The sequence below is a fragment of the Collinsella sp. AF16-8 genome (assembly GCF_003462695.1).
Lineage (GTDB): Bacteria > Actinomycetota > Coriobacteriia > Coriobacteriales > Coriobacteriaceae > Collinsella.
Map to the genome: position 1 here is coordinate 14,193 of NZ_QRXX01000002.1, position 24,402 is coordinate 38,594.

General features: G+C 58.0%; 22 protein-coding genes. 9 read left to right on the forward strand and 13 right to left on the reverse strand.

Going from position 1 to position 24,402, the window contains the following annotated elements:
- Positions 1-39: 39 nt before the first annotated feature.
- Positions 40-258, reverse strand: a complete 219-nt coding sequence (locus DWW73_RS02365; RefSeq protein WP_022094153.1) for a hypothetical protein — start codon at positions 256-258, stop codon at positions 40-42.
- A gap of 21 nt (positions 259-279) precedes the next feature.
- Positions 280-3,456, reverse strand: a complete 3,177-nt coding sequence (locus tag DWW73_RS02370; RefSeq protein WP_117564006.1) for a hypothetical protein — start codon at positions 3,454-3,456, stop codon at positions 280-282.
- A 198-nt stretch (positions 3,457-3,654) separates the two neighbouring features.
- Here DWW73_RS02370 and DWW73_RS02375 point away from each other — a divergent pair, with 198 nt between their 5' ends.
- Positions 3,655-4,677 (forward strand): YafY family protein, encoded by a 1,023-nt coding sequence (locus tag DWW73_RS02375; protein WP_117564007.1) that lies wholly within the window; start codon positions 3,655-3,657, stop codon positions 4,675-4,677.
- Positions 4,664-5,581: a YafY family protein gene (locus tag DWW73_RS02380; RefSeq protein ID WP_117778648.1), complete on the forward strand. Its 918-nt coding sequence runs from the start codon at positions 4,664-4,666 to the stop codon at positions 5,579-5,581. The genes DWW73_RS02375 and DWW73_RS02380 overlap by 14 nt, the downstream gene beginning before the upstream one ends.
- Here the strand turns inward: DWW73_RS02380 and DWW73_RS02385 are convergent.
- Positions 5,578-8,472, reverse strand: a complete 2,895-nt coding sequence (locus DWW73_RS02385; RefSeq protein WP_117564009.1) for a helicase C-terminal domain-containing protein — start codon at positions 8,470-8,472, stop codon at positions 5,578-5,580. The two genes, DWW73_RS02380 and DWW73_RS02385, sit on opposite strands and share 4 nt — an antisense overlap.
- Positions 8,466-9,431, reverse strand: coding sequence for a D-alanine--D-alanine ligase (locus tag DWW73_RS02390; RefSeq protein WP_117564010.1), 966 nt, complete (start codon positions 9,429-9,431; stop codon positions 8,466-8,468). Before DWW73_RS02390 ends, DWW73_RS02385 begins: the two co-directional genes overlap by 7 nt.
- 85 nt (positions 9,432-9,516) lie before the next feature.
- Here DWW73_RS02390 and rlmN point away from each other — a divergent pair, with 85 nt between their 5' ends.
- Positions 9,517-10,569: a 23S rRNA (adenine(2503)-C(2))-methyltransferase RlmN gene (gene rlmN / locus DWW73_RS02395; protein ID WP_117778649.1), complete on the forward strand. Its 1,053-nt coding sequence runs from the start codon at positions 9,517-9,519 to the stop codon at positions 10,567-10,569.
- A gap of 198 nt (positions 10,570-10,767) precedes the next feature.
- Here the strand turns inward: rlmN and DWW73_RS02400 are convergent, their stop codons facing one another.
- The 9 genes from DWW73_RS02400 to rpmH all read right to left on the reverse strand — a co-directional run bounded on the left by DWW73_RS02400 (position 10,768) and on the right by rpmH (position 15,807).
- Positions 10,768-11,022: a hypothetical protein gene (locus DWW73_RS02400; protein ID WP_117564012.1), complete on the reverse strand. Its 255-nt coding sequence runs from the start codon at positions 11,020-11,022 to the stop codon at positions 10,768-10,770.
- Positions 11,012-11,917 carry a ParB/RepB/Spo0J family partition protein gene (locus DWW73_RS02405; RefSeq protein ID WP_187362344.1) on the reverse strand — a complete coding sequence of 302 codons (906 nt, stop codon included), beginning with the start codon at positions 11,915-11,917 and terminating at the stop codon, positions 11,012-11,014. The genes DWW73_RS02400 and DWW73_RS02405 overlap by 11 nt, the downstream gene beginning before the upstream one ends.
- Positions 11,910-12,710: a ParA family protein gene (locus DWW73_RS02410; protein WP_055251322.1), complete on the reverse strand. Its 801-nt coding sequence runs from the start codon at positions 12,708-12,710 to the stop codon at positions 11,910-11,912. The genes DWW73_RS02405 and DWW73_RS02410 overlap by 8 nt, the downstream gene beginning before the upstream one ends.
- A 134-nt stretch (positions 12,711-12,844) precedes the next feature.
- Positions 12,845-13,510: a 16S rRNA (guanine(527)-N(7))-methyltransferase RsmG gene (gene rsmG / locus DWW73_RS02415; protein ID WP_233509094.1), complete on the reverse strand. Its 666-nt coding sequence runs from the start codon at positions 13,508-13,510 to the stop codon at positions 12,845-12,847.
- Positions 13,511-13,678: 168 nt separating this feature from the next.
- Complete coding sequence (locus DWW73_RS02420; protein WP_022093802.1) at positions 13,679-14,248, reverse strand: R3H domain-containing nucleic acid-binding protein; 570 nt, start codon at positions 14,246-14,248, stop codon at positions 13,679-13,681.
- 44 nt (positions 14,249-14,292) lie between these two features.
- Positions 14,293-15,063 carry a YidC/Oxa1 family membrane protein insertase gene (locus DWW73_RS02425; RefSeq protein ID WP_117564014.1) on the reverse strand — a complete coding sequence of 257 codons (771 nt, stop codon included), beginning with the start codon at positions 15,061-15,063 and terminating at the stop codon, positions 14,293-14,295.
- Positions 15,064-15,092: 29 nt separating this feature from the next.
- Positions 15,093-15,317 (reverse strand): membrane protein insertion efficiency factor YidD, encoded by a 225-nt coding sequence (gene yidD / locus DWW73_RS02430; RefSeq protein WP_022093804.1) that lies wholly within the window; start codon positions 15,315-15,317, stop codon positions 15,093-15,095.
- Positions 15,314-15,652: a ribonuclease P protein component gene (gene rnpA / locus DWW73_RS02435; protein ID WP_082435526.1), complete on the reverse strand. Its 339-nt coding sequence runs from the start codon at positions 15,650-15,652 to the stop codon at positions 15,314-15,316. Before rnpA ends, yidD begins: the two co-directional genes overlap by 4 nt.
- Positions 15,653-15,672: 20 nt before the next feature.
- Positions 15,673-15,807 carry a 50S ribosomal protein L34 gene (rpmH, locus tag DWW73_RS02440; protein ID WP_019127408.1) on the reverse strand — a complete coding sequence of 45 codons (135 nt, stop codon included), beginning with the start codon at positions 15,805-15,807 and terminating at the stop codon, positions 15,673-15,675.
- Positions 15,808-16,152: 345 nt separating this feature from the next.
- Here rpmH and DWW73_RS02445 point away from each other — a divergent pair, with 345 nt between their 5' ends.
- From DWW73_RS02445 to gyrB, 6 genes are all read left to right on the forward strand, one after another.
- Positions 16,153-17,505, forward strand: a complete 1,353-nt coding sequence (locus DWW73_RS02445) for an ATP-binding protein (RefSeq protein WP_117564015.1) — start codon at positions 16,153-16,155, stop codon at positions 17,503-17,505.
- A 15-nt stretch (positions 17,506-17,520) separates the two neighbouring features.
- Positions 17,521-19,245, forward strand: a complete 1,725-nt coding sequence (locus DWW73_RS02450; protein ID WP_117564016.1) for a DnaA ATPase domain-containing protein — start codon at positions 17,521-17,523, stop codon at positions 19,243-19,245.
- 238 nt (positions 19,246-19,483) lie between these two features.
- Positions 19,484-20,587 carry a DNA polymerase III subunit beta gene (gene dnaN / locus DWW73_RS02455; RefSeq protein ID WP_022094338.1) on the forward strand — a complete coding sequence of 368 codons (1,104 nt, stop codon included), beginning with the start codon at positions 19,484-19,486 and terminating at the stop codon, positions 20,585-20,587.
- Between the two features lie 9 nt (positions 20,588-20,596).
- A complete protein-coding gene (locus tag DWW73_RS02460) occupies positions 20,597-21,703 on the forward strand; it encodes a DNA replication/repair protein RecF (RefSeq protein ID WP_117564017.1) in 1,107 nt (368 codons plus the stop codon).
- Entirely contained in the window at positions 21,690-22,253 is a 564-nt protein-coding gene (locus DWW73_RS02465) for a DciA family protein (RefSeq protein WP_117778650.1), read from the forward strand. Before DWW73_RS02460 ends, DWW73_RS02465 begins: the two co-directional genes overlap by 14 nt.
- A gap of 105 nt (positions 22,254-22,358) precedes the next feature.
- A complete protein-coding gene (gyrB, locus tag DWW73_RS02470; protein WP_117564019.1) occupies positions 22,359-24,389 on the forward strand; it encodes a DNA topoisomerase (ATP-hydrolyzing) subunit B in 2,031 nt (676 codons plus the stop codon).
- The last annotated feature ends 13 nt before the right edge of the window (positions 24,390-24,402 follow it).

A 24,402-nucleotide genomic window follows, 5' to 3' on the forward strand; every position in this document is an offset into this window, starting at 1 on the left:
CCCCGGCTCGCCCGCTTTCAATCATCTAAATCGCCGTATCTACTCTGCAGACGAAGATCCACCATCAACGATTGCCTGCTCGGACTCAGGAATCCCATCGGCGCCCGTGCTCTGTTCTTGCTCCACCTCTTCGCTGATTGCGGAGGCGGGGGTCGAGCCCTTCGCGCCCACGATGTAGGCAGCTCCAAACCCTAACGCAATGGCAATCAAGGTCAAAATCACGTAGACAGGCCAATGGCGCTTAATATACGAAAACACGTTGACTCCTTAGAGCTCCGTCTACGAACGGCGGATAACCTCGGTCACGACCTCGGATACCGTGGCAATGTTCGTCGGGTTGACATTGTGGGGCAGGTCGTCCTCGGTACGAGCACAAGCCAGGCGCGTGCCGTCCACGCCGGCGATGGTGAGGGCTCGGCGGCTCGCCTCGAGCGCGGCATAGGCATCGGTCTTGGCATAGGGCATCTCGAGCGCGCCACAATCGACATGGAACGACTTGCACACCTTGCTGACCAGGTTCATGATGCGGCGATCGCCCTTGAGCAGCTGCTGTTCGCCCTCAACCGTCACCACCGAAAGCCTACCGGCGCCGACGGATTCAAGATTGATGAAGAATACGCCGCGGAGCTTATCGCGATGCGAAGCCAAGAAGGCCTTCATACCGGCGCCATCACAATCCGAGGCGCCCGTTGCCACAAACCAGATATCGTGACCGAGCAGCTCATCGTCACCCATAGAGGCAACAGCCGAGAGCATATCTTCGGAAGAAGCGCCGTCGGAAGACGTAGCGCCGCCCTTCCAGCCATCGTTATCGTCCTCGAAATTATCCCACGAACCGATGCCGCGACCGGACTTCTTGGCATCGTAATCGTCTTCGACGCCCAGCCAGTCACTCATGCTGTCCTGTTCGTTTTTCTTTTTACGACCGAACAGGCCGCCCAGGCCGCGCTTGCGAGACTTGGGTGCCGCCGGGGCGGGAGCCGAAATGGTCTCGATCGGCTGTGCGCCCGACGCAACGGGCCTAGGAGGCGCAACGGGTGCCGATGTGGGTTCGGGACCCTGAGCGGTAGCAAAGGGGTCGTTGACCTGTGCGGAGGGGTCGGGAAGGTCGAACAGCGACGTGCGAGACGCAACGTTTGCCTGCTTCATCGACGGCAGCGACGGATCGGGGACCGAAGCTAGCGGAGACGAGGAAGGTGCAGGCGACGGAGCCGACGCCGGATCGGGAACATTCATCTGCGGGCGTGGTGATGCCTGGGAGGAAATCTGGGCCATAAGGGAATCGACTGTTTCGTCCTGGGTGGGAGCAACATCGGCAACCGTGGCACCGGAACCACTCGGGGTCGGCATGGTGAAAATCTGCGTGGAGTAAGGCCTCGACTCATCTGTCTCGGAAGCTTCGGAAACCGCAGGCACTTCCTCCTGCTCGACCTCGGTCGAATCATCTTGCTCGGCTGCCGCGTATTGCTCTTCGTCAGAGTTGGCCTCGACGGGCTCGTCCTCGGCGACATCTTGGATTTCAGCAGCATCAATAGGCTCGTCATCGTCTGCCGCGTCGCCCTGCTCATCGGAAACAGGAAGGGGCTCGGCAATCGCGGTGCCTTGCTTTTCAAACGTTATCGTAGAATCGAACTGCGCGGCATCAAACGACATGGTGCTATCGACGTGCTGCTGAGCCTCGAAAGACGTCGTCGCCTCAACAACATCCGCGGACGCCGGTTGCTGGGACTCAAAGGACGTCGTAGCTTCGGCAGCGTCGACGGGCACGGACTGCATAGCCTCGTTCTGCTCGAACTCCTGTGCTGCGCGCTCGCGTGCCGCCTCGGCCGCCTGCTGCTGAGCGATAGCCTCCTGCTCGGCAGCCTCGCGTGCGGCAGCGCGCTTCTCCTCGAAATCGTCGACAAATTTCTTGCCCTTTGCAAGCGCACCCTTAAAGAAGTTGGAAGCGCTGGCGCCAATCGAAGAGAACGCGGATGCAATATCGGCATGGGGCGTTGCCGCGGGAATCTCGGCCGAGAAATCAGTATCGCTCTCGTAAGACACGCGCCTCGGCTGTTCAGCGTAATCGTCGTCAGACTCGTCCGCAACGTCTTGCGCCGGCGCGGCGGGAGCCAAAATGTCCAGTCCTGCCGCGGGATCGATCGCGGACACCGCCTCGGACTCGGCAACGGCAGCGGTAACCGCGGCAGACTCATCATCCACGGTCACGACGGGGGCAGGCTCGGGCTCAAACGTCGGCTCCTCGCCCTCCTCGTAATCGAGCGTGCAGGACTCGGGAAGCATTCCGAGCGCACGGATGGCATCCGAACCAAAGCGGATGTTGCCGGCGGCATTGCGATAGAGCTTGGGCTCGGGCTCGGCCGCGACAGGCTCCTCCGCCGGCTCGGCAGCGGGAACCTCGTCATTGAACTCTTCGGCCTGGACAGCCTGATTCTGATCCTCGGGCACAATGGCGCCAATCAGCGTCTCGTCGGCAGACGCACCCTCAAAGCCCTCGATCTGCTCGTCGAAAGCCTCACCCTGTTCGGGCTCGGCCTGAGCGTCGGGAGCAATCGGCTGACCGAACTCGTCCTCGGCGTAGGTAGGCTCTTCATACTCGATGGTGTTGCCGTAGTCGTTTTGCTGCTGGGCCGCGGCATACTCCGCCGCTGCGCGCGCCATTTCCTCGGCACGACGCTTCTGCTCCCCAAAATAGGTATCGAACGGAACATCGTTGGGAAACTCGTTTTCGCCCTGGAAAGGAGCAACGTTGTCCATAACACCGAGCATAGCGGCGACAGAAGACTTGTTGCACACCGCGCCGGACGTATAGGGAAGAATGTAGCGGTTAGAGATGATGTTTGCCGCGTTGGCGAGCGCAACGAGGGAAGCGAGGATCGCGACAATCCACAGCAGAACCTTGAGCGCGCCGGGAAGCGGCAGGATACGCAGGATGGCAACAGCCGCGGGCGCGATCGTGGCAACAGGCAGGAGCTTGGCGATGAGCGCGCGATACGGAGCGTAGGGCTCGCGAGCAAGGAGCTCGGCACGGGGGGAATCATAGTGCGCCACCACGACGACCGGGCGGTTGCGCGGAGACGCAAGCGGGCCCGAGGCCTTGTGATAGGCGATGACATTTTGGCTCACACCGGTCTTTCCCAGGCGCGAAACCACGGGATGCCCCGTGCGCTCGAGCACGTAGAGCACGGCACCGACAATGGCCAGCAAGGTGCCGACCAAGCCGATACCGCCGCCGATGCCCATCAGCAGGGCGCCGGCAAACGCCAGAATACCGGTAACGGCAAACGCCAACCTGCTGGGCGCGGGAGCATTAAATTCCTGCACCTCGGGGTCAAAGCCGTGGTTGCGGAAAATCTGAGCGATATCCTCGGCAGCCAGGCGCTCTTCTTCACTGCACGCCGGCGTAATGCCGGTGCTCTGCAGCAGGTGGTTAATATAGTTCTGGGTGTTCGCCATGTGCGCTCCACATCCATAATCCGACAAATAGGCCCAATGCATGCACATTAGAACCGTATATAGTCGAAAGTATACCCCGAGCGAGCGCAAACGACCGAATTCGGGCCATCTTAACGCCACGAGCGGACAAGGATATAGCCTAATCTCCATATCGGACTAAAATCATGGCATCAAACGACCTTCTCATGCGAGGATTCTATGACGGCAAGCGACGCGACCGCGACAATTAAAAAGGGGGCACCCGAGCCCGGTTTCGATAAAACGGCTCAGCGCATCCTCAACCTTTTCTTTGTACTCAACAGTTCTCCCGAACCGCTGACGACCGAGCAAATCGTCCTGGATTCCGATTTGGGATACGGCTCGGGCAATATCGACTCAGACAAGCGTAAGTTCCGCCGCGATCGCGACAAGCTGCTCGAACGCGGCATCGTTATCAGGGAGGTTCGTGCTGCCGGAGCGCAGGAAACCGAGGAGAGCGCCTGGACGATCGACCGCGAGCACACGTTTGCCGCGGGTGGTCTCATCACCGCAGACGATGCCGACATCCTGCTCAACGCCATCGACCAGACACTCGCGGCGGGCTCATCCACCTTTTCCGCGCCGCTTGCCGACATTCGCTCCAAGATTGCCTACCTTACCGGCATGTCGACGACAGGAGAGGCACCGATCCGCCGCTCTCCCGCCGTCGATGCGGTATGGAGTGCCTTTGCCGAGCGTTGCGCGCTGCGCTTTTTGTACCAAAACGGGCGCGGTGAACAACGCGAGCGGACCGTTTGCATCTACGGCATGTTCGAGCGCGAGGGTACGGCATACTTCTGCGGCCTCGACAATGCCACAGGCAATATCAGAACATTCCGCTGCGACCGCATCGTTCGCGCCTGGAGACCTTCGAAGGCCTACGCCATCCCTGCGGATTTCAACCTCAACGATTACTTATTCTTTGACTTCGATTTTGCCGACCGCCCACCCGTTTCAGCTACGTTCTCGTTCGCGCGTGAAGCGCAGGCCGATATGATCAGCGGTCTCACACGCGGGCGAGGTGAGCTCGCACACACCGATTCGGGATGGACCTGGACCGTTGACGCGCGCGACCTTGAAGCCGCAGCCTCGTTTTGCATGGCTCATGCCATGGATGGCATGAGGCCCGTCGCCCCCGATTCCCTCAAGCAGACGTGGAATCACCTCATCGAAAGGACGGTGCACGAGCATGCCCGTGCGTAAACTCACCAGCGAGCAAAGATTCTCGCGCGCCATCGACATCATGGAGGCCCTCTACGCCGCCGGCGAGAATGGCATGGCACGAGACGAGCTTTGCAGCCGCTTTGATATCACGGGGACATCTCTCGACGAGATTCTCGAGATCGTCTCGACGCTTGCGGACCGAGAATCGGGCGCACGTATTATCTGCGAACGCCGCGGCGAGTGCGTGATCCTCACCGGTGATGCGGGGCGCGTGCTACCGCTGCGGCTGAGTGCCGCCGAGGGCGCTGTGCTCAACCATGAACTTGAATCATTGGGGATCGAACCCCAAGCGGCGGCTCGAATACGGCGCGCCCTTCTTCCCAAAGAGCTCGGCTACAACCAGCGCGTCTTTGACACCGTCGCCCACGGATCGCACTGGCAGCAGCTGAGCTGCGCCATTCGGGACGGCGTTCGCTGCCGCATCTCGTATCGCTCGATGGATGACACACAAGCGCGCGAGCGTTTGGTCGACCCCTTGCACATCACAACAAACGGCGACCAAACGTATCTGATTGCCTGGGATGTCGCGGTCGACGAACAGCGTACCTATCGTATGGATAAAATCGAGGGCCTGGTCTTGACCGACGACTCCGTCGTGCGCCACGAACCGGAGCCCGCGACCCTCCATGACTCCCTCGCCCAGGCGGAGCGGAGCGCGAAACTTCTCATGCCGCGCGCCTTGGCAGAGCGCCTAGACTGGCCCGGCATCATGTCGATTGAACCCAATGGGGCGGACAGCTCGACAGCGAATGTGCGCTACGGCTCCGAGCGCTGGCTGTTAAGCCAGGTAATCGCAGCGGGCGGGCCCATCCGCATCTTGGATGACCCCGCCCTGTCAGAGCGTCTGTGCGATATGGCAAAATCCCTCGTCTGTCCGCTTTAGCGGCGCCGCTCGTGGCGTGCGCGCCACAGCTGCAGATAGTGACCGATCTGCGCCGATTCGATGCGCTGGTAGGAGCTCGTGGGCAGCGACGTTAAGAACTTCTTTCCGTAGCCCTTCGTCACTAGGCGCGGGTCGGCCAGAATCAGCACACCGCAATCGGTCGATGAGCGAATGAGGCGACCGGCTGCCTGCTTGACCTCGAGCACGGCCTCGGGCAGAGAATAGCGCACCCAAGCGCGGTCTTCGCGCAGATTGCGCTCGCATGAGAGCGGGTCTGTGGGGCTCGAGAACGGCAGCTTGGGGATGATGACGCAGCGCAGCGTCTCGCCGCTGGCGTCAAACCCTTCCCAAAAGGCCTTAAGCGCAAAGAGCGACGAGGTCGGTTCGTTGATAAAGCGATCGCGTAGACGGCGAGGGGACGAGTTGCGCTGCTGGCAGTTGAGTTCCAGACCCGCACGAGCCATCTTGGGCTCGACGCGAGCGTACAGCTCCTCCATGTCGCGCCTGTTGGTGAACAGCGTGAGCACCGATCCGCCCATGGCAAGATGGGCGTCGACCAGCACTCGCTCGAGCGCCGTAAGATAGCCTTCGCGGTCGCGCGGATCAGGAATATCCCCAGCCACGACCACGGCCATATTCGAATCGAAGTCGTAGCTCGAATCCAAGTGCAGCGACGATGATGTCGAGGCACCGATACGATCGAGTCCGACGGCGTGGTTAAAATGCTCAAAGCTCTTGGAAACCGTCATGGTCGCCGATGCAAAGATAGCCGTGTGGACCTCGGGCAGCCACTCGGTTGCCAAGGCCTCGCCAATATCGATGCGCTCCGCGGTCATCGACTCGCCGCCGGCGCGCAATCTGCGATTGACTTGCAGCGAGTACACGTAGTGCTCATCGGTACCGTCAATGATGAGTTTGAGGTTCTCGGCCAGCTCGTGTAGGCGGCGCGAGATATCACCCAGGCCGACAACAACCTCGGGCTTGTCGGCGGCAACGGCTTGCACCAGCGCGTCGACGCTCTTGTCAGCTTGTTCCAATGCATCGATGGCAGCGTAGGCCGACTGTAAGAAATCATGCCAGTCGTCAGATTCGCGCAGTTCGGGGCCAATCCATAGGTTCGCATTGTCATAGCCGCCGCGGGCACGGCGGCCAAGCTCGCGAACGCCGTCAAACACATCGGCAATCGCCATGCTCGCACGTACAACCGTCGACGTCGCCTTGGCGGTAAGACCCAGGTAAAGCGTAGAGCCCTCCGAGGTTGCCAAATCGCGGGAAACCTGGCTCAGCGCACCGGTGCTCGAGCCGCCCAGGCGCTCAAACAGAACGCGCGATTCATCCGCCGACACCACGCGCGCCCATTGACGGCGTGCCTCGCGCTCGATGGAGTGGGCCTCATCGATCACCCAGTGACGAATCGGAGGCAAGATTCTGCCCTCGGCCGCAACATTGCGGAACAACAGGGAATGGTTGGTGACCACCACATCGGCATGCGCCGCGCGACGGCGGGCGCCGTGGACCAGGCATTTATCGGGGAAAAACGGGCAGAGGCGACGGGCACACTCGCGCGAGGCCGTTGTGAAGTCGGGACGGTTGACGCTGCGCCAGCGAATGCCAAGCGAGTCGAGGTCGCCATCGGCCGACTGACACACGTACGCCATGATGACCGCGACTGCCGTAAGCGTGTCGGCGGGATCACGCTTAGTCGTAATTTCGACTTGGCCGCGGCTCATGCGCTCAAGCTTACGCAAGCATGGATAGTGGTCATAGCCCTTGAGGGCGCAAAACGATAGGCCTCCGTCCAGCTGCTCGGCAAGTTTGGGCAGCTCATGATACATGAGCTGGTCGGCAAGATTATTCGATTTAGTCGCGATACCAACCGTGATATTGTTGCGGCGCGCGGCCTCGGCAAAAGGCACCAGATAGGCCATCGATTTACCGACGCCTGTCCCCGCCTCAATCACGCGATGCGTTCCCGTAACGAGTGCGTCACGGACCTCGAGCGCCATCGCGATCTGCTCATCGCGCGGCTCATACGTGGGATACATGCGATTAACCAGGCCGCCCGGGGCATAGTCCGCCTCGATTTCCTCGCGGCTCGGCATCTTAAGGACCGGCAGCTCGTCCGCATCGACGCGATCATCGGCCCGATCGGCCTTGAGCACGTCGGCGCGGGCGGCGCTGAGAGAGAAGATGGAACCGGGGTTCTGTCCCGCCAAGAACGAGAAGATGGGACGATAGGACCAGGGCACGTCGGGGTGCATGTCGGCCAGGCGCGCCATTAAGCCCTGAGGCAAGTCGGTGAGCGCCACGAGCAGCACGCGCCACACACCACACAGGGCGTCGACATCGGCGTTGGCGCGGTGCGACACCGAGTCGCAGCCAAACAGGTCGGCCATGAAAGACAGCTTATGCGAGGCCAGGCGCGGAAGCGCGATGCGCGACAGTGCCAGCGAATCGATCCAGATGTCGCTGACGTTGACACCGCCCTTGACCGACTCGATAAACGAACGGTCGAAGGTGGCATTATGCGCAATCACCGGGCAGCCGCCGACAAAATCGGCGAGAGCGGCCACGGCCTCGACGGCCGATGGGGCATCCACCACATCGGCGTTTGTAATGCTCGTGAGTTCGGTAATCTCGGCGGGAATCAGCTGCTTGGGATGCACGAAGGTATCGAACCGATCGACAACCTCGCGGCCCGAAAGGCGGGCCGCTGATATCTCGATAAGCTCGTTGTCCTGCACCGAAAGACCCGTGGTCTCGGTATCGAGGACGATAACATCTTCCTCGATGAGACCAAACGATTGGGTTTTGGCGCGCCCGGCAAGCGTGGCATAGGAATCGATGACAAACTGCGGCGTTCCCGACGAAACAGCGTCCTCGATTAGCATGCAACGCCCGCTCGACGAAGTCCCATACGAATCAGACTGTCACACACCCGCGGGAACGTCATGTCATCGGTGTGGCGAATCTCATCCGGATACAGCGATGTATCGGTCATGCCGGGAATCGTGTTGGTCTCGAGGATGACGGGGCCATCCTCGCTCACGATAAAGTCGCTGCGCGAGATACCCAGGCAGCCGAGTGCCTTATGGGCAGCACAGGCGAGCTCCTGAGCACGAGCGTAGTTCTCGGGTGAAATCTGCGCCGGAATGCGATGGATGTCCGTAGGGTCGACATACTTCACGTCCAGATCGTAGAACTCGCAGTCCTCGGGCTTACGGATTTCAACAATCGGCAGGGCGCGCACGTCATCCTCGCCGTATACGCCGACGGTGATCTCGGTACCCTCGATGCACTTCTCGACCAGCACTTTGTCGCCGTACTCAAACGCCTTGGCGATTGCCGCGGGCAGCTCGGAGGGCTCATGGACCAGGGAAATGCCATAGCTGGAACCGTTTACGGCCGGCTTCACAAAGCAGCGCTCGCCACAAACCTCGACGATATGATCGATATCGACTTCATCGCCCGCCTCGAGCGCGAGGCCGGGGGCAATGGGAATGCCCGCCTTGGCGTACAGGAGCTTCGAGACCTCCTTGTCGGCACCGCAAGCGCTGGCAAGCACGCCCGAGGCCGTGTAGGGGATACCCAGGGTCTCCATGGCACCCTGCATGGCACCATCTTCACCGCCGGCACCGTGCATGGCAATAAACGCCACGTCGAAACCACCGGTCGCCATGGTTACCATAAAGTCATCGGCAGCCGTGTCGAGCAGCTCCACCGAAGTGTAGCCGGCTTCCTTCAGTGCCACCACGACGTTCTTTCCCGAATTGAGCGAGATCTCGCGCTCGGCGGAACGACCGCCCGCCAAGACCGCTACGTGCATGTTCTCTAGGCTTTTACCCGGCATGGGCAGACTCCTCCTCTATAATTTCTGCAGCTGATACCATATTGTAGCGATACCCTCTACGTTTCCCCAAAATCGAAAGGCTTCCATGAATCCCAGGACTAAATCTCAGGACATTCGCGACTTGAGCCAAAACGATATTCGCGAGCTTGTGGCCGAACTTGGCCAGCCCGCCTTCCGCGCAAAGCAGCTCATCGAATGGGTCTTTGAGAAGAACGTTTGTTCGTTTGACGATATGACCAACCTTCCCAAGGCTTTCCGTGAGCAGCTTAAAGAGGCTTTTGCCTTTGATACGCCGACTGAACTCACCAAGCAGGTTTCCAAAGATGGCTCGCGCAAGTATCTGCTCGAGTACCACGATGGCATTTCCGTCGAGACTGTCGGCATGCCCCGTCGTAACAAACTTTCCGTCTGCGTTTCAACCCAGGCAGGCTGCGGCATGGGCTGCGCCTTTTGCGCTACCGGTCTCAACGGCCTCAAGCGCTCTCTGACCGCTCAAGAGATCGTCGACCAGGTGCTTCATGTATCCAACGACTTTGGCGAGCGTGCCACAAGCGTTGTCTTCATGGGCCAGGGCGAGCCGTTTGCCAACTACGACGAGGTTCTCAAGGCATTGCGTATCCTCAACGACCCCGATGGTATCGGTATCGGCGCTCGTCACCTCACCGTCTCTACCAGCGGCGTTATTCCCGGTATTCGCAAATTTGCCGATATCCCCGAGCAGTTCACTCTTGCCGTTTCCCTGCATTCCGCCATCCAGTCGACGCGCAATAAGCTCATGCCCGGTGTTAAGAAATACACGCTGCTTCGCCTTCACGAAGCGCTTCAGCTCTACACCGAGAAGACTGGCCGCCGCCCGACCTATGAGTATGCCATGATCGAAGGCGTCAACGATACGAATCCCGAGATGCAGGCACTCTACGACTTCTGCGAGGGAACGCTGTGCCACGTTAACCTGATTCAACTTAACGACATCGAGGGCAGCCCGCTCAAGCCGTCGCCGATTCATAAGGTTGAGGATCTTCAGCGTCGTCTTGAGTCCCGTGGCATCGAGACCACGATTCGTAACTCCCGTGGTAACGATATTGACGCCGCTTGCGGACAGCTGAAACAGCGCTTCAAAGTTCAGAAGAGCGCATAGGGGAGTCGCACTCCAAAACGTTTCATGTGAAACATCGGACGGCCCCTGTTGCAGGATATGCAACAGGGGCCGTTTCATTTATTGACCTCAATTTTGGACCGCTGCTAGCTTCCCCATTGTTTACGGACAAAATAAGCAGCCCTTGTCTCATGAATCAGACAAGGGCCGCTCAAAATATGCAGGGTAATTGTTAGGTACCTAATAGCCTACATTTTCCCATTGGTTGCTAACCCAACCTTGATTAATCTTAGGATTTTTTGTTACCTGAGCAGTGCGCATGGCAACATCTTCTGTCATAACATCCATTTTCTTCTTGGAAGTATCGACAATATCTTGCGCACCACGAAGCAAACGACCTCGAAGTTCATCGTCTGTCGCGATCTTATAGCCAGCAAAGGCACCGGCCGCGACAGTCGTCACCAATGCAATCGCAGTTAAAATCTTATTCCTCATCTTGGCCTCCTTGATCAAACTGAATCATTTCACCAAGAATACGAGAGAGCTCTTCCTCGTCTTTAAACTCAATCTCAATCTTATTCTTTCCACGCGAGCTTTTCACGCGCACGTTGGTATTAAATACCTGACGAAGTACACGCGCAGCCTTTTTAAAAGACTGAGGCGTTGCAGGCCGCGGCGTCTTAGGTGTCTCTCCGGCAGAAAACAATGGAGCAAGATTTTCTGTCGCTCTTACAGAAAGGCCCTCCGCAACAACCTTCTCTGCAAGTCGAATTCGAGCATCCTCATAGGGAACTGCAAGAATCGCACGTGCGTGACCAGCAGTAAGTTTACCCTCAAAAATCATCTGCTGAACTACTTCGGGGAGATCGAGAAGGCGCAGCGAATTTGTAATTGCAGAGCGTGATTTGCTTACTGCCTTCGACAATGCCTCCTGGGTCATACCGCTGGCATCAATGAGCTGGCGATAGCCCTTAGCCTCTTCGACGGGATTCAGATCAGAACGCTGAAGGTTTTCGATAAGAGCAAGAGCCAGCATCTCTTCATCATTAACATCTTTAATGATGACAGGCAGCTCCTCAAGACCAGCAAGCTTTGACGCCTGGTAACGACGCTCACCAGCGATGATCTCATAGCCGTTTCCATGCTTGCGAACCAAAAGCGGCTGCAAAACGCCATGTTCTTGGATTGACTCGCTCAACTCGCGAAGTTCAGTTTCATTAAAGTGAATTCGCGGTTGATTAGGGTTGGGAACGATATCCTCAACCGGTAGTTTTGTTTCAGATGCTGTATTTGAAGCAGATGCAGCAGAACCACCGGTCTCATACTCAGCCTCTGAGACCAAAGCATTGAGTCCGCGTCCCAATCCACCGCGTTTCTTTGCACTAGGCACGCTTGATCACCTCTTTTGCAAGGTTCATATACGCTTTTGCACCCTTATTTTGAGGTGCATAGGTAATTACCGGTTCTCCAAAAGACGGAGCTTCAGAGATTTTAACAGTACGGGGAATCAGCGTCTTAAACGCCTTATCACCAAAGTACGATTGAACTTCCTCAACAACCTGATTCGACAAAGAAGTACGTGAGTCATACATGGTCATAAGCACGCCATAGGTGTCTAAGCCCTTGTTCAGACGTGATTTGACCATCTTCATTGACTCAAGCAGCTTCGTAACGCCCTCGAGTGCGTAATACTCACACTGGATTGGAATCAAAACGCTATCTGCTGCGGTCAAGGCATTGATTGTAAGCAGGCCGAGCGAAGGAGGACAGTCAATGAAAATAAAATCGAACTCGTCCTGAATCGGCTCAAGCAAGTCTTTGAGGCGGGTTTCACGAGCAATTGCGCTTACGAGCTCAATTTCAGCACCTGCAAGCTGAATCGTAGCTGGAATTACGAATACCTTTTTGCAATTTGTATCAAGAACAAGCGATTCTGCCGGCACATCATTCAACAATGCATCATAGATGCAGTGATCAAGGTCTTCTTTTTCAATTCCAAATCCACTGGTACTGTTTCCCTGCGGATCAAAATCGACAATCAGTGTCTTACGACCCTGCTCACCCAGTGCTGCTGCAAGGTTTACAGCCGTTGTTGACTTACCGACGCCGCCTTTTTGATTGATGATTGCAATGATACGCGTGTCTTTTGCGTTCTTAGAACGCTTAACGTCGCGAAATCCCACGGTCCCTCCTGGTGTGTATTAAAGCTGTCAAACGGAGGATGTTTCACGTGAAACATTCCGATTCGATATCAACTGCCATGTTTCACGTGAAACACTGCAAGTTGTTAGTATCCATTATGTTTCACGTGAAACATCTAGGCAAGCGGATTCTTCTTTGCCATGCCATTTGCACGAGGCAATGAAACAGATGCTGGATGACTCTTCTTAAGAACAATGAACTCCCTGTGGCCCAAGCCCTCAGGCAAATCGATTGCGTCATTCAGAAGCAAAGTGAAGCCACAAATCTTAGCTGCTGACATGCCAGAAGCAAGCTCCTCATCCGAAGGATTGCCCTTGGTGATAACAAATAGCCCTCCATCCTTGAGGAACGGAGCTGCATACTCAACAAGAATCGGTAGAGGAGCCAGTGCGCGGGCAGTTACGACAGAGAACTGCTTCTTATGGCTTCGAGCATATTCTTCAAGACGATCATGGACCGCATGAGCATGTTTCAACCCAAGAGCATGAACAAAAGAATTGACGGCATCAACCTTCTTACCAACAGAGTCAATATAAGTAGCTTTACGATGCGTGGTTATGGTTAACGGAATACCAGGGAAGCCCGCACCTGTCCCCATATCGAGCAAAGCTCCCTCAGGAGCCTTATTGATATAGGGGAGCAAAACAAGTGAGTCGAGGATATGAAGTACCGCAGCATCTTCAACGTTAAGAATACGGGTGAGATTAGTTGTCTTATTTGTTTCCAGAACCAAATCCAAATGCTGAATACAATTCCTCATCTCAACATCAGATACGCTCAAGGAATACTCTTTGCAATAGGAAGTTAGACGAGTCAACATCTCGTCAGCTTGCTGATCAGTAAGTACTAACAACGAAAGCTCCTTTCTGACAAAAATCAGTGTATCGAGAACTTTTGACAAAAAAAGGGGACGTGGAAACCACGTCCCCTTAGCATAAGCTCGAGTAGATTATCGAGCAACAATCACCACATGGCGATCGGGGTCAGAACCCTCAGAATGAGTATCGACGGCGTCATTGCCACGAAGTGCAATGTGAACCAGTCGGCGCTCGTAGGCATTCATGGGCGGAAGCGAAACACTCTTATGAGTGCGGATGGCACGCTCGGCTGCAGACTGAGCCATGGAGGCAACCTTGTCCTGACGGCGGCTCTTGTATCCCTCGACGTCCACTACAACCGGATACCTAAAGCCAAGCTTGCGGCTCACTAGCAAAGAGAACATAACCTGAAGGGCATCAAGGGTGCGACCATGACGGCCAATGAGAACAGCAAGGTCGGGAGCCGTTACATCCAGAATCAGCTCACCCTCGTCGCCCTCATACTCATCGATAGGAGAGTTGGCGGCATCGAAGTGCGAAAGGATGGAACGCAGGATGGAAATCGCGACATCGGCAATGGTGTCGAGCTCCTCGTCGGTCAGCTCTTCACCGGCCTTGTAGCGCTGTGCAATCTCGGGATAATCGCCCGCGACCTGCGGGGCAACCTCCTCAAGCATATCCTCGATGATCTCTTCAGACATAACGTACTCCAAAAGTTAGGTACCTAAATAAGATTGATATCCCGCTACTTCTTCTTGTGCGGGCGCGGCTTCTTCTCGCGACGAGTGACCTCAACCTGCAGCGGCGCGTTCTTAAGGCGCTCCTCCTCATCGGCCTTCGCCTTGTCGATGACCTTCTGCGTCACAAAAATCTGCTGGATAACCTGCCAAGCAGACGAGACGTCGTAGTACAGCAGAACACCAACGGGAAGGCTCCAGCCCATCCAAAGCATCATGACCGTCATGACAACGGCCATCATACGCATGCTCTGAGCCTGCTGGCCGGTCTGGTTGCGCGACATATAGAGCTGCGGAATCAGGGTCAGGACAGCGAACAGGATCAGGCAGACCAGCGCAGGCAGCGCGACCATAAAGCCATCGGCAAAGGAGGCACTCGGCGTGGTGGTCAGGTCGGGCAGAATATTAAAGAACGAGAACGCGCCGTCGTTAAAGTAGTCCGGCAGGTTACGCAGCAGCGTAAATAGGGCGAACAGGACAGGCATCTGAATCAACAGCGGCAGACAACCAGCCATCGGGTTGAACTTGTTCTCGCTGTAGAACTTCTGCATTTCCTCGGCCTGACGCTGGGGATCGTCGGCATAGCGCTCCTGGATCTCGAGCATCTTGGGCTGCAGCACCTGCATGCGTGCCGTCGACTTAGTCGACTTGAGCATAAGCGGCGTCAGTAGCAGACGGATGATGACCACCAGGATGATGATGGACAGGCCCCAGTCGACCGCAAAGGTCTGGATGAGCTTGAGCAGCTCGAAAAGGATGTTAACGATCCAATCCCACATGTAAGTTTTCCTCCGATAGCGAGTGCCCGCTAGGGCACAGGGTCATAACCGCCGACGTGCAGGGGATTGCAGCGAGCGATGCGCCTCACGGCAAGCCAGCAGCCTCTCAAAACACCGTACTTCTCAATCGCCTGGACGGCGTATTGCGAGCACGTTGGGTAATAAATGCAGGCGTCAGGCAATAAGGGCGAAATAACCTGTTGATATATGCGAATAGGAGCGATGGCAACACGTCGCAAAACGTGATTGCTCATCGCTCCTCCCCGGCAACGCCGGCGCGTTTCATAAGCGAACGCAATGCATTGTCCATCTCCTGAGGCGAAGAAACCCTCGTCTTGGGAGTTGCGAACAAGATGATGTCATAACCCGCAACGGGAAATCCACAGCTGCGGGCGGCCTCGCGCATCACACGCTTAGAACGGTTGCGCACGACAGCACAACCGAGCCGTTTAGCACCAACGAAGGCGACCCTTCCGGAGTCGCCTTCGCCAACCGATTCACATATGGTCATTCGAATCAGAGGGTGATTAAAACGACGCCCCTGACTGAACACATGCTCGAAATCTTGCCGAGACTTAATAGTCTTCATGCGAGATGTGTGTATCGCTGCTAGACAGTGAGACGCTTGCGGCCCTTGGCGCGACGACGGGCGAGCACGGCACGACCACCCTTAGTGGCCATACGGGCACGGAAGCCATGGGTCTTGGCACGCTTACGCTTATTAGGCTGATACGTACGCTTCATCTTAAGTTCCTCCTGCTGCATTTCGAGTGTCCGCGGGGGCGCGGACGCAGATATAGACACGTGAGCTTGAAGATTGTAGGGAAATCAATGTTCAAATGTCAAGAAATCAAAGGTAAAAGGTTGCGCAGTTCACACGGTTCCCCCATAAGCCGAGCTCGATTTAACGGTGCATGGCAACTTTTCACGATATTTCATCGAGTTTTCAACAGGTCATATTGGCAATGTTGAGAACTTTTCGTCCGTTTTCCAAAGTTTTCAACAGGTTTTGAAAAGTTGTCGAAAGATGAGAAACATTGCACGGTGAGCTACTATTTGTTCGAAACCTTTTGAAAGATTGCGAGCGGCATGTCTGACGACTTTTACACCATGGTCGATTCCGGAGACCCGGCACCCGACAACGAGCACATCACCGGCGTGCGCGAAGAGCGTGAGGAAGGCGAGCAGACGACCACGCAGGCGCCAAAAGCCATGTACGCCGCGCGCATCGCCGTCTATGACGATATGCTGTCGACACCGCGTGTGATCGTCATTGATCCGCAAGATGTCCGCACGTATTTGGAAGAGACGACCAACACCGTCTACCAGTGCATGAAAGAACAAGGTGGCCATATCTCGCTCATGGTCATCCGCGAGATTGTCGAAAACTTTATCCACGCGCACTTTGCCGAGCCCATCATCTCGATTCTGGACGGCGGAGACACCATCCGCTTTGCTGACCAAGGACCCGGCATCGACGACAAGGAGCGTGCTTTCGACTTTGGCGTTACCAGCGCAAACAGCAAGATGAAGCGCTATATCCGTGGAACCGGAGCAGGGTTTCCCATGGTGCAGGAGTATTTGGAAAACGCCGGCGGGGCCGTGTCCATCGAGGACAACATGGGCAACGGCACCGTGGTTACGGTAAGCCTGGACCCTAAACGCGTGCAGGAAATCGAACGCGCCGGCGGGCGCGGTGCTGCCGTGCGGCCCGAGACGGAGCAGCCCGCATATCCCCTGCCGGGAGCTTTTGCGCAGCAGCCCATGGCAACGCAACAGATGCAGCCCCGCGTGGGACAGATGCAGCAGCCCGGAATGCTTCCTACACAAGAGCCCCAGGCGGCGTCGATGTCGATGCCGCCAAACGTGCCACAGGCCATGCCGCTGGCGGATCAGGATACAGCAGCAATGCAGCAGGCGACGGGGGCGCCGGGTGGCCAGCAAATGGGCTATCAGCCGTACCAACAGGGATATCCATATCAGCAGATGCCGCCACTGGGGTATGGCCAGCAGTTCCCGCAGCAGTACCAGCAGGGATATCAGCAACCGTACCAGCAGATGCCGCAGCAGCAGTACAACCCCTGGGCCCAGCAGATGCCTCCGCAGCCTTACCAACAGTGGCCTCAAAGTTTTCAACAGCAAATGCCGCCGATGCAGAGTTCTCAACAACCAGCAGCTCAAATGATGTATCCTAATGCAGCAAATCAGTATGCGCAGCCACAACCGGACGTGTTCGTAAGCGATCGCGGCAACGCCGCGCTGGGCTATCTGGCGCAAAATCAAGCGTGCGGTGCAACCGATCTGGCGAGGGCGTTTGGAAACTCGGCCCCCACTTGGTCACGCACGCTCAATGACTTGGCGCAGGCCGGCTTGGTCATCAAGCATGGCCAGAAATACCATCTGACCGAACTCGGCGCCGCTCGCGTGCGAGCTCAGAGCTAAAGAACGGGAGAGATAGTGGACGAGGAAGCAAGCATCATCCTGGGGGATGCCATCGCCTTTTGCCAGCGCGACGGCCAAGATGCACGCCTCATCAACATGCTGGGGCAATCGCGCGCCATAAGCCTGACCGAAGATACGCTCACGATCGAGGCCCCCTCGCGCTTTGCCATCGCGCAGCTCAAAAAGCATCAGCCGACCATTGAGGCCTATCTGGAAGAAATCGCCTTTGCACCGATTGCGCTCGACATCGTGGCACCGCAAGGCGCAACGGCCGAATCCGGTGCCGCGACGGTGCCCGCCACGGCTCCCGCTGCTTCCCCTGCGGCGCCAGCCTCCGCAGGCGACGTGCCGGCAATCGAGCACCAGCACAGCGATGTTTCCCGTGAAACCATGGCACCGTTGCCGACCGCGGCGGCGACGTCAACGAACGCACCCGCCACGCACATGCCCATCGCTCACGACGCAGCGGCGGGCGCGGATTCGGGCATTGCAATCAAGAACACGCTCTCGGCCGATGATTTTCGTCGCATGATGAACCAGATGAAGGGCGGAGCGCCGACTAAATCCACGCAAGCTGCGACCCCCGCTTCACCCATGCCAGCACCGACCGCGCCGGCCGAACAGAATACGGATGGAGCCCCGCTCGCCGCGAACTCAAAATTTACCTTTGAGAACTTTGTCTACGGCCCCGAGAACAGCCATGCCTATCGCTCGGCACTCAAGTTTGCCGCCCTCGCGGACGAGCGGGGCACGTGCACATCACTGTTCATCTACGGCAAATCGGGCCTGGGCAAGACGCACCTGCTGCTTGCCATCAAAAACGAGCTCGCCGAGAAGTCGCCCGAGATCAAGGTCAAGTATGCCAACTCCCAGGCATATCTGGACGACCTGATGACCGAGTTCGACCGCCAAAAGAAGAGCAACGCCCCCATCATGCAGGCGTACCACGGCGTGGACGTGCTCATCATCGACGACATCCAAAACATCATCGGCAAGCGCGCGAGCGTGGACTACTTTTTCCAGCTCATGGACGAGTTCATCCGCAACAACAAGAAGGTCGTCATCGCGGCAGACCGCGCCCCCAAGGACCTGAGCATGGACGAGCGTCTGACCAGCCGCTTCAACGCCGGCATGCTCTGCCTGGTCGCAGAGCCCAGCTACGAGATGAAATACAAGATCTTGCAGCGCTATTACGAGAACACCATCGTCGCCGCTCCCGAGGCAGGCGACGACTCGCTGCTGGCGGCCTATGGGGGCGACGGCGGGCACCTGACCGACGAGCACTTTAAACACATGGCCGAGGTCTCGGGCACCAACATCCGCGAACTCGAGAGCTTTTGCGAGCGCTGCGCCGGCGAGGCGGGCGACCGCGAGCGCGAGGGCGGGGAGCTCACCTTTGACGATATCGACGCCATCGCCAGCCAGTACTTCGACACATCGGCCAAAAAGATCAACGTCCAGACGGTTCAGTCCGTCATCGAAGAGCAGTACGGCGTGACGCACGAGGAGCTCATCGGCCCGCGTCGCAACGCCAATATCGCCAAAGCACGCCATATTGCCATCTATCTGGCCATCGAGATGTGCGAGATGACGACCACGGCGGTGGGCGCCGAATTTGGCAACCGCAACCACTCGACCGTCAGCACGAGTTACAAAAAGGTCCAGAAGATGATCCAGGAAGACCGCACCGTCACCGAAGACCTCAAGTCGCTGCGCGATAAAATTACACTGCGCTCGTAGGGAAATAGAGACACCTGTTGAAAACTTGTCGAAACCACGGGCATAAGGTGTCTAAAACCCAACCCGCGGTGATGAAAAGTTTTGCGCAGGTTTTGAACGTGAAAAACCACCCCTGTTGCACACAGGTTGCTGTCGATTCTCTTTCTGGGTCTGACCTGCGTCTTTGGGAGTAATCAACAGTTTCGTCAGTGCTATTACTATTATTAAGATATTTATATCTATAGAAAGGTATTAAAAGATGAAGTTCACCGTCAGCCAGAGCTCGCTTACACAAGCCATCGGCGTCGTTATGAAGGGTGTCGCTTCGGCATCCACCCTTCCCATCCTGTCGGGCGTGCTCGTTAAGGCCCAAGACGGCATCTTGGAATTCCAGACCTCTAACTACACCATCTCGATCCGTCATCGCATCGCGGCGCATGTCGAAGAAGAGGGCGAGATGGTTATCCCCTGTAAGATGCTCTCCAATATCACCAAGACCCTCCCCGATGCCCCGGTCACCTTTGAGCTGTCCGAGCGCCAGGTGCTGATTGGTTGCGAGAAGAGCTCTTTTAGGCTGAACACGCTCGATGCCAATGACTTCCCCGAGTTTCCGGCCTATGCCATCGAGAGTGCCGTGGAGCTGCCGACCGATATCTTGTCCGAAATGGTCGGCCGCGTGTGGCGCGTCACCTCGACCGACAAGGCTCGCCCCATCCTGGGCGGCGTGCACATGAAGGTCGAGAACAACACCGTACGCCTGGTGGCGACCGATTCCTTCCGCTTGGCCGTGTGCGATACGCAGGTCGAGACCTCGACCCTCGAGGGCTCCTTTGAGCTCAACGTTCCGGCTGACGCCTTTAACGACGCGCTGAACATCATGGCCAGCCAGGCGACCATCATGATCGGGGCTACCGACACCCAGGTCGTCTTCGAGGCCGGCAACACCACCTACGTGTCGCGTCGCATCGAGGGCGTGTACCCTAACTACAAGCAGCTCATCCCCGATTCGTGCGTGACGAGCGTCAAGATCGATGTCGCCGCCTTTAACGCCGCCCTCAAGCGCGTGGCCGTTATCGCGAGCGCCAACCCCGCCGTCAAGTTCGAGATCGATGTCGAGAACGGGCAGATGGGCCTGTCCTCCATTTCCAATGACCAGGACCTTGCGCAGGAGACGATCGATGTCGAGGCCGAGGGCGAGTCGGGCACCATCGCCTTCAACTACCACTACATCTTCGGCTGCCTCAATGCCCTGTCCAAGGAGAAGGAGATCACGCTGGAGCTCAAGAGTTACTCGCAGGCGGGCATCTTTAAGTCCTACGACAAGATTAACTACCTGTACCTGGTCATGCCGGTCCGCATCTAGCGCTGCGCCATGACCATGTTCGCCCGCGATCTTTCCGTCGCGCACTACCGCAGCTTCGATAACTATCGCCTTGCCCTGGACGAGGGCGTGACGATACTTGCGGGACCCAACGCGGCGGGAAAGACCAATCTCATAGAGGCACTGCAGCTGCTGACGAGCGGCGCCTCGTTTAGGCATCCGACCGCAGCCGAGCTCGTCCATGACGGCGTGGGCTCGTGCAAGATTGAGCTGAGGCTCGAGGGCGACGGCCGCGTGCTTGATATGGGATTGAGCGCGGAGGACGGTAGGCGCTCGTTTAGCCGCAACGGCAAGAGATGCTCTGCCGCCGGTGTGCGCGGGGTTCTGCCGAGCGTGCTGTTTTGCCCCGACCATCTGGACATGGTTAAGCGAGGCGCCAGTGTGCGCCGCGCCGCCCTCGATGACTTTGGCATGCAGCTGAGCGCACGCTATGCCGATCTTGCGAGCACCTATGGGCGCTGCGTGACCCAGCGTAACGCCTTGCTCAAGGAGATTTGGTGCTGCCGCGAGATGCTCGGCGCGTGGAACGATTCGATTGCCCGCGCGGGCTCGGCCCTGCTCGTGCACCGGTTGGCCCTGCTCGACCGGCTGGCGGGCCATGTGCACACTGCCTACGGGCAAGTGGCGTCCGGTGAGGCCGCCAGCGTGACCTATGCGTCCACGCTGGGGGATTTGCCCCAGGTCGAGGATCGCGAAGAGCTGAAGGGCTGGGCGTACGAGCGCATGCTGGCTGCCCTTGATGAGCACGCCGACGAGGAAATCCGCCGCGGCGTGACGTTGGTGGGACCGCATCGCGACGAGATTGAGTTTACCGTGGCGGGTCGCTCCGCCCGTTCATTTGCCAGCCAAGGACAGCAGCGTACACTGGTGCTGTCCTGGAAGGTGGCCGAGGTTGCCGTGGCTCGCGATGTCCTGGGCACCGCCCCACTGCTGCTGTTGGACGACGTGATGAGCGAGCTCGACGGCGAGCGTCGCGGTGCTTTCCTGCGGCTGATCGGCGATGATATCCAGACGGTCATAACTACGACCAACTTGGGGTACTTTACCGATGACCTGCTTGATCGAGCCAAGGTGGTGAGCATGGGTGAGACGTGCTAATTACGAGCGCGAGAGCGAGACAGTCGCCTTCAGCGGGTTTTTGAACGCAGAGCGCCAGCGCATCCTGGCGGCTGCAACGCCTAAGCGCCGTGCGCAGATGGAGGCTGCCGAGGAGTCGCGCACGGTCTATCGCGCATGGAACGCGGTGTGCTCGGGCACGCGCGAGGGGCGGCATGTGACGGGACTGCGCTACCTGCCCGAGTCCAATGAGCTGCTGGTGTATCTCGACTCGCCCTCGTGGACGCAGGAAATGACGCTGTTGCGCGAGATCATCCGCGCACGCATGGAGCGCGCCGGTGCGCATGTGGACGGCCTGGTGTTCAAAACCACCGCGCCCGGTCACACACCGCCCGCCGCCAAGGAGTGCCTGCGCCCGGCGACGACCGAGCGACCGCCGGCCCCGCACGCCGACCTAAGTGAGGCCGAGCGTACCGAGATCGAGCGCCAAGTGGCGCCCATCGAAGACCAAAAACTGCGCGAGGCCCTCGAGAATGCCATGAGAGCCAGTGCCGAGTGGGCCAAGGGCGTGCAAAGCAAAAAAGAGCCTTAAATCGCATCTGGTGGCCTTGTAGAGCCAAATACCCTCGTTCCCGAGGGTATTTTTTTACGATAAACTAGTAAGGCTGTACACATTTTCTTGACTGAAGGAGGACGTGTGGCAAACGAAAACGATTACGATGGCGGCGAGATTAAGATTCTCGAAGGTCTCGAGGCCGTTCGTAAGCGCCCGGGCATGTATATCGGCTCGACGAGCGCCAGCGGTCTGCATCACCTGGTGTGGGAGATCGTTGACAACTCCGTCGACGAGGCCATGGCCGGTTTCTGCACCGAGATCCAGGTGACGGTCCACGCCGACAACTCCATCACGGTCGTCGACAACGGGCGCGGCATCCCCGTCGACGAGCACCCTGTTAAAAAGATCCCGACGCTCGAGGTCGTCATGACGATCTTGCACGCCGGCGGTAAGTTCGATAACTCGGCCTATAAGGTCTCGGGCGGCCTGCACGGCGTGGGCATCTCCGTCGTCAACGCACTGTCCAAGCGCGTGGTCGTTCAGGTTCGTCGCGATGGCAACACCTACGAGATGGAGTTCTCGCGCGGCAAGACCGTCAAGAAGATGGAGGTCGTGGGCACCTCGGATTCGACGGGTACCACCGTCACCTTCTGGCCCGACGACGAGATCTTCGAGACCTGCATCTACGATTTCGATACGCTGTACAACCGTCTGCAGGAGACGGCGTTCCTCAATAAGAACCTCAAAATCGTGCTGACCGACGAGCGCGAGGCGACTCCCCACGTGGAGGAGTTTTGCTACGAGGGCGGCATCGTCGACTTCGTCAAGTTTCTCAACGAGGGCAAGGACGTCCCTGAGGCCTTTAAGGAGCCCATCTACATCGAGGGCAAATCGGATCCGGACGCGCCTGTGGCCAAGATGGGCGAGGTTGAGGTTTCCCTGCAGTGGAATAGCGGCTACGGCGAGAACGTCATGTCGTTCGCCAACGACATCTACACTCCCGAGGGCGGCATGCACCTTGAGGGCTTCCGCACCGCGCTCACCCGCGTAATCAACGACTACGCGCGCAAACAGAACCTGCTCAAGGAAAAAGACGCCAACCTGACCGGCGACGATGTGCGCGAGGGCCTTTCGGCCGTTATCTCGGTCAAGCTGCCCGATCCGCAGTTTGAGGGCCAGACCAAGGCAAAGCTCGGTAGCTCCTATATGCGCGCGCTCACGCTCAAGATCGTGACCGACGGCCTCGCCGATTACTTGGAGGAGCATCCCAAGCCCGCCCGCGAGATCGTCAAGAAGGCGCAACAGGCCTGCAAGGCGCGCAACGCCGCCCGCAAGGCGCGCGAGGCGACCCGCCGCAAGAGCCTGCTCGAGACGGCGTCCCTGCCCGGTAAGCTCGCTGACTGCTCGGTGCGCGATGCCGAGCTGACCGAGCTCTTCATCGTAGAGGGCGACTCGGCAGGCGGTTCGGCCAAGGACGGCCGTCGCCGAGACATCCAGGCGATTCTGCCCCTGCGCGGCAAGATTCTGAACGTCGAACGCGTTGGTGACCATCGCGCGTTCTCGAGCGACACCATCCAGTCGCTGATTACCGCGATCGGCTGCGGTGTCACGACGAGTGCCGGCGACGGCGGCGACTTCGATATCACTAAGGCTCGCTACCACAAGATCATCATCATGACCGATGCAGACGTCGACGGTGCGCATATCCGCATCCTGCTGCTGACGTTCTTCTACAAGTACATGCGTCCGCTGATCGATGCCGGCTACGTCTATGTTGCCTGTCCGCCCATCTTTGGCATCAAGGTGCGCAACAAGATCCACTACGTGTATCCCAACGGCCGCCAGCCCGAAGACGAGATCCTGCGCGACACCATCCAGGGTCTGGGACTGAACCCCGACGATAACGACGAGGACGGCAAGGCCAAGGACGGCAAGATCACCAAAAAGCGCAAGGGCTATACCGTCCAGCGCTACAAGGGCCTGGGCGAGATGGACCCCAAGCAGCTTGCCTCGACGACGATGGACCCCAAGACCCGCATTCTGCAGCGTGTGTCGATCGAGGACGCCGTGGTGGCAGACCGCGCCGTGCGCGAGCTGATGGGTTCCGAGGTCGGCTATCGCCGCGAGTACATCGAGAAGCATGCACATGATGCACGCTTCCTTGACGCTTAAGAGGAGGTAACGT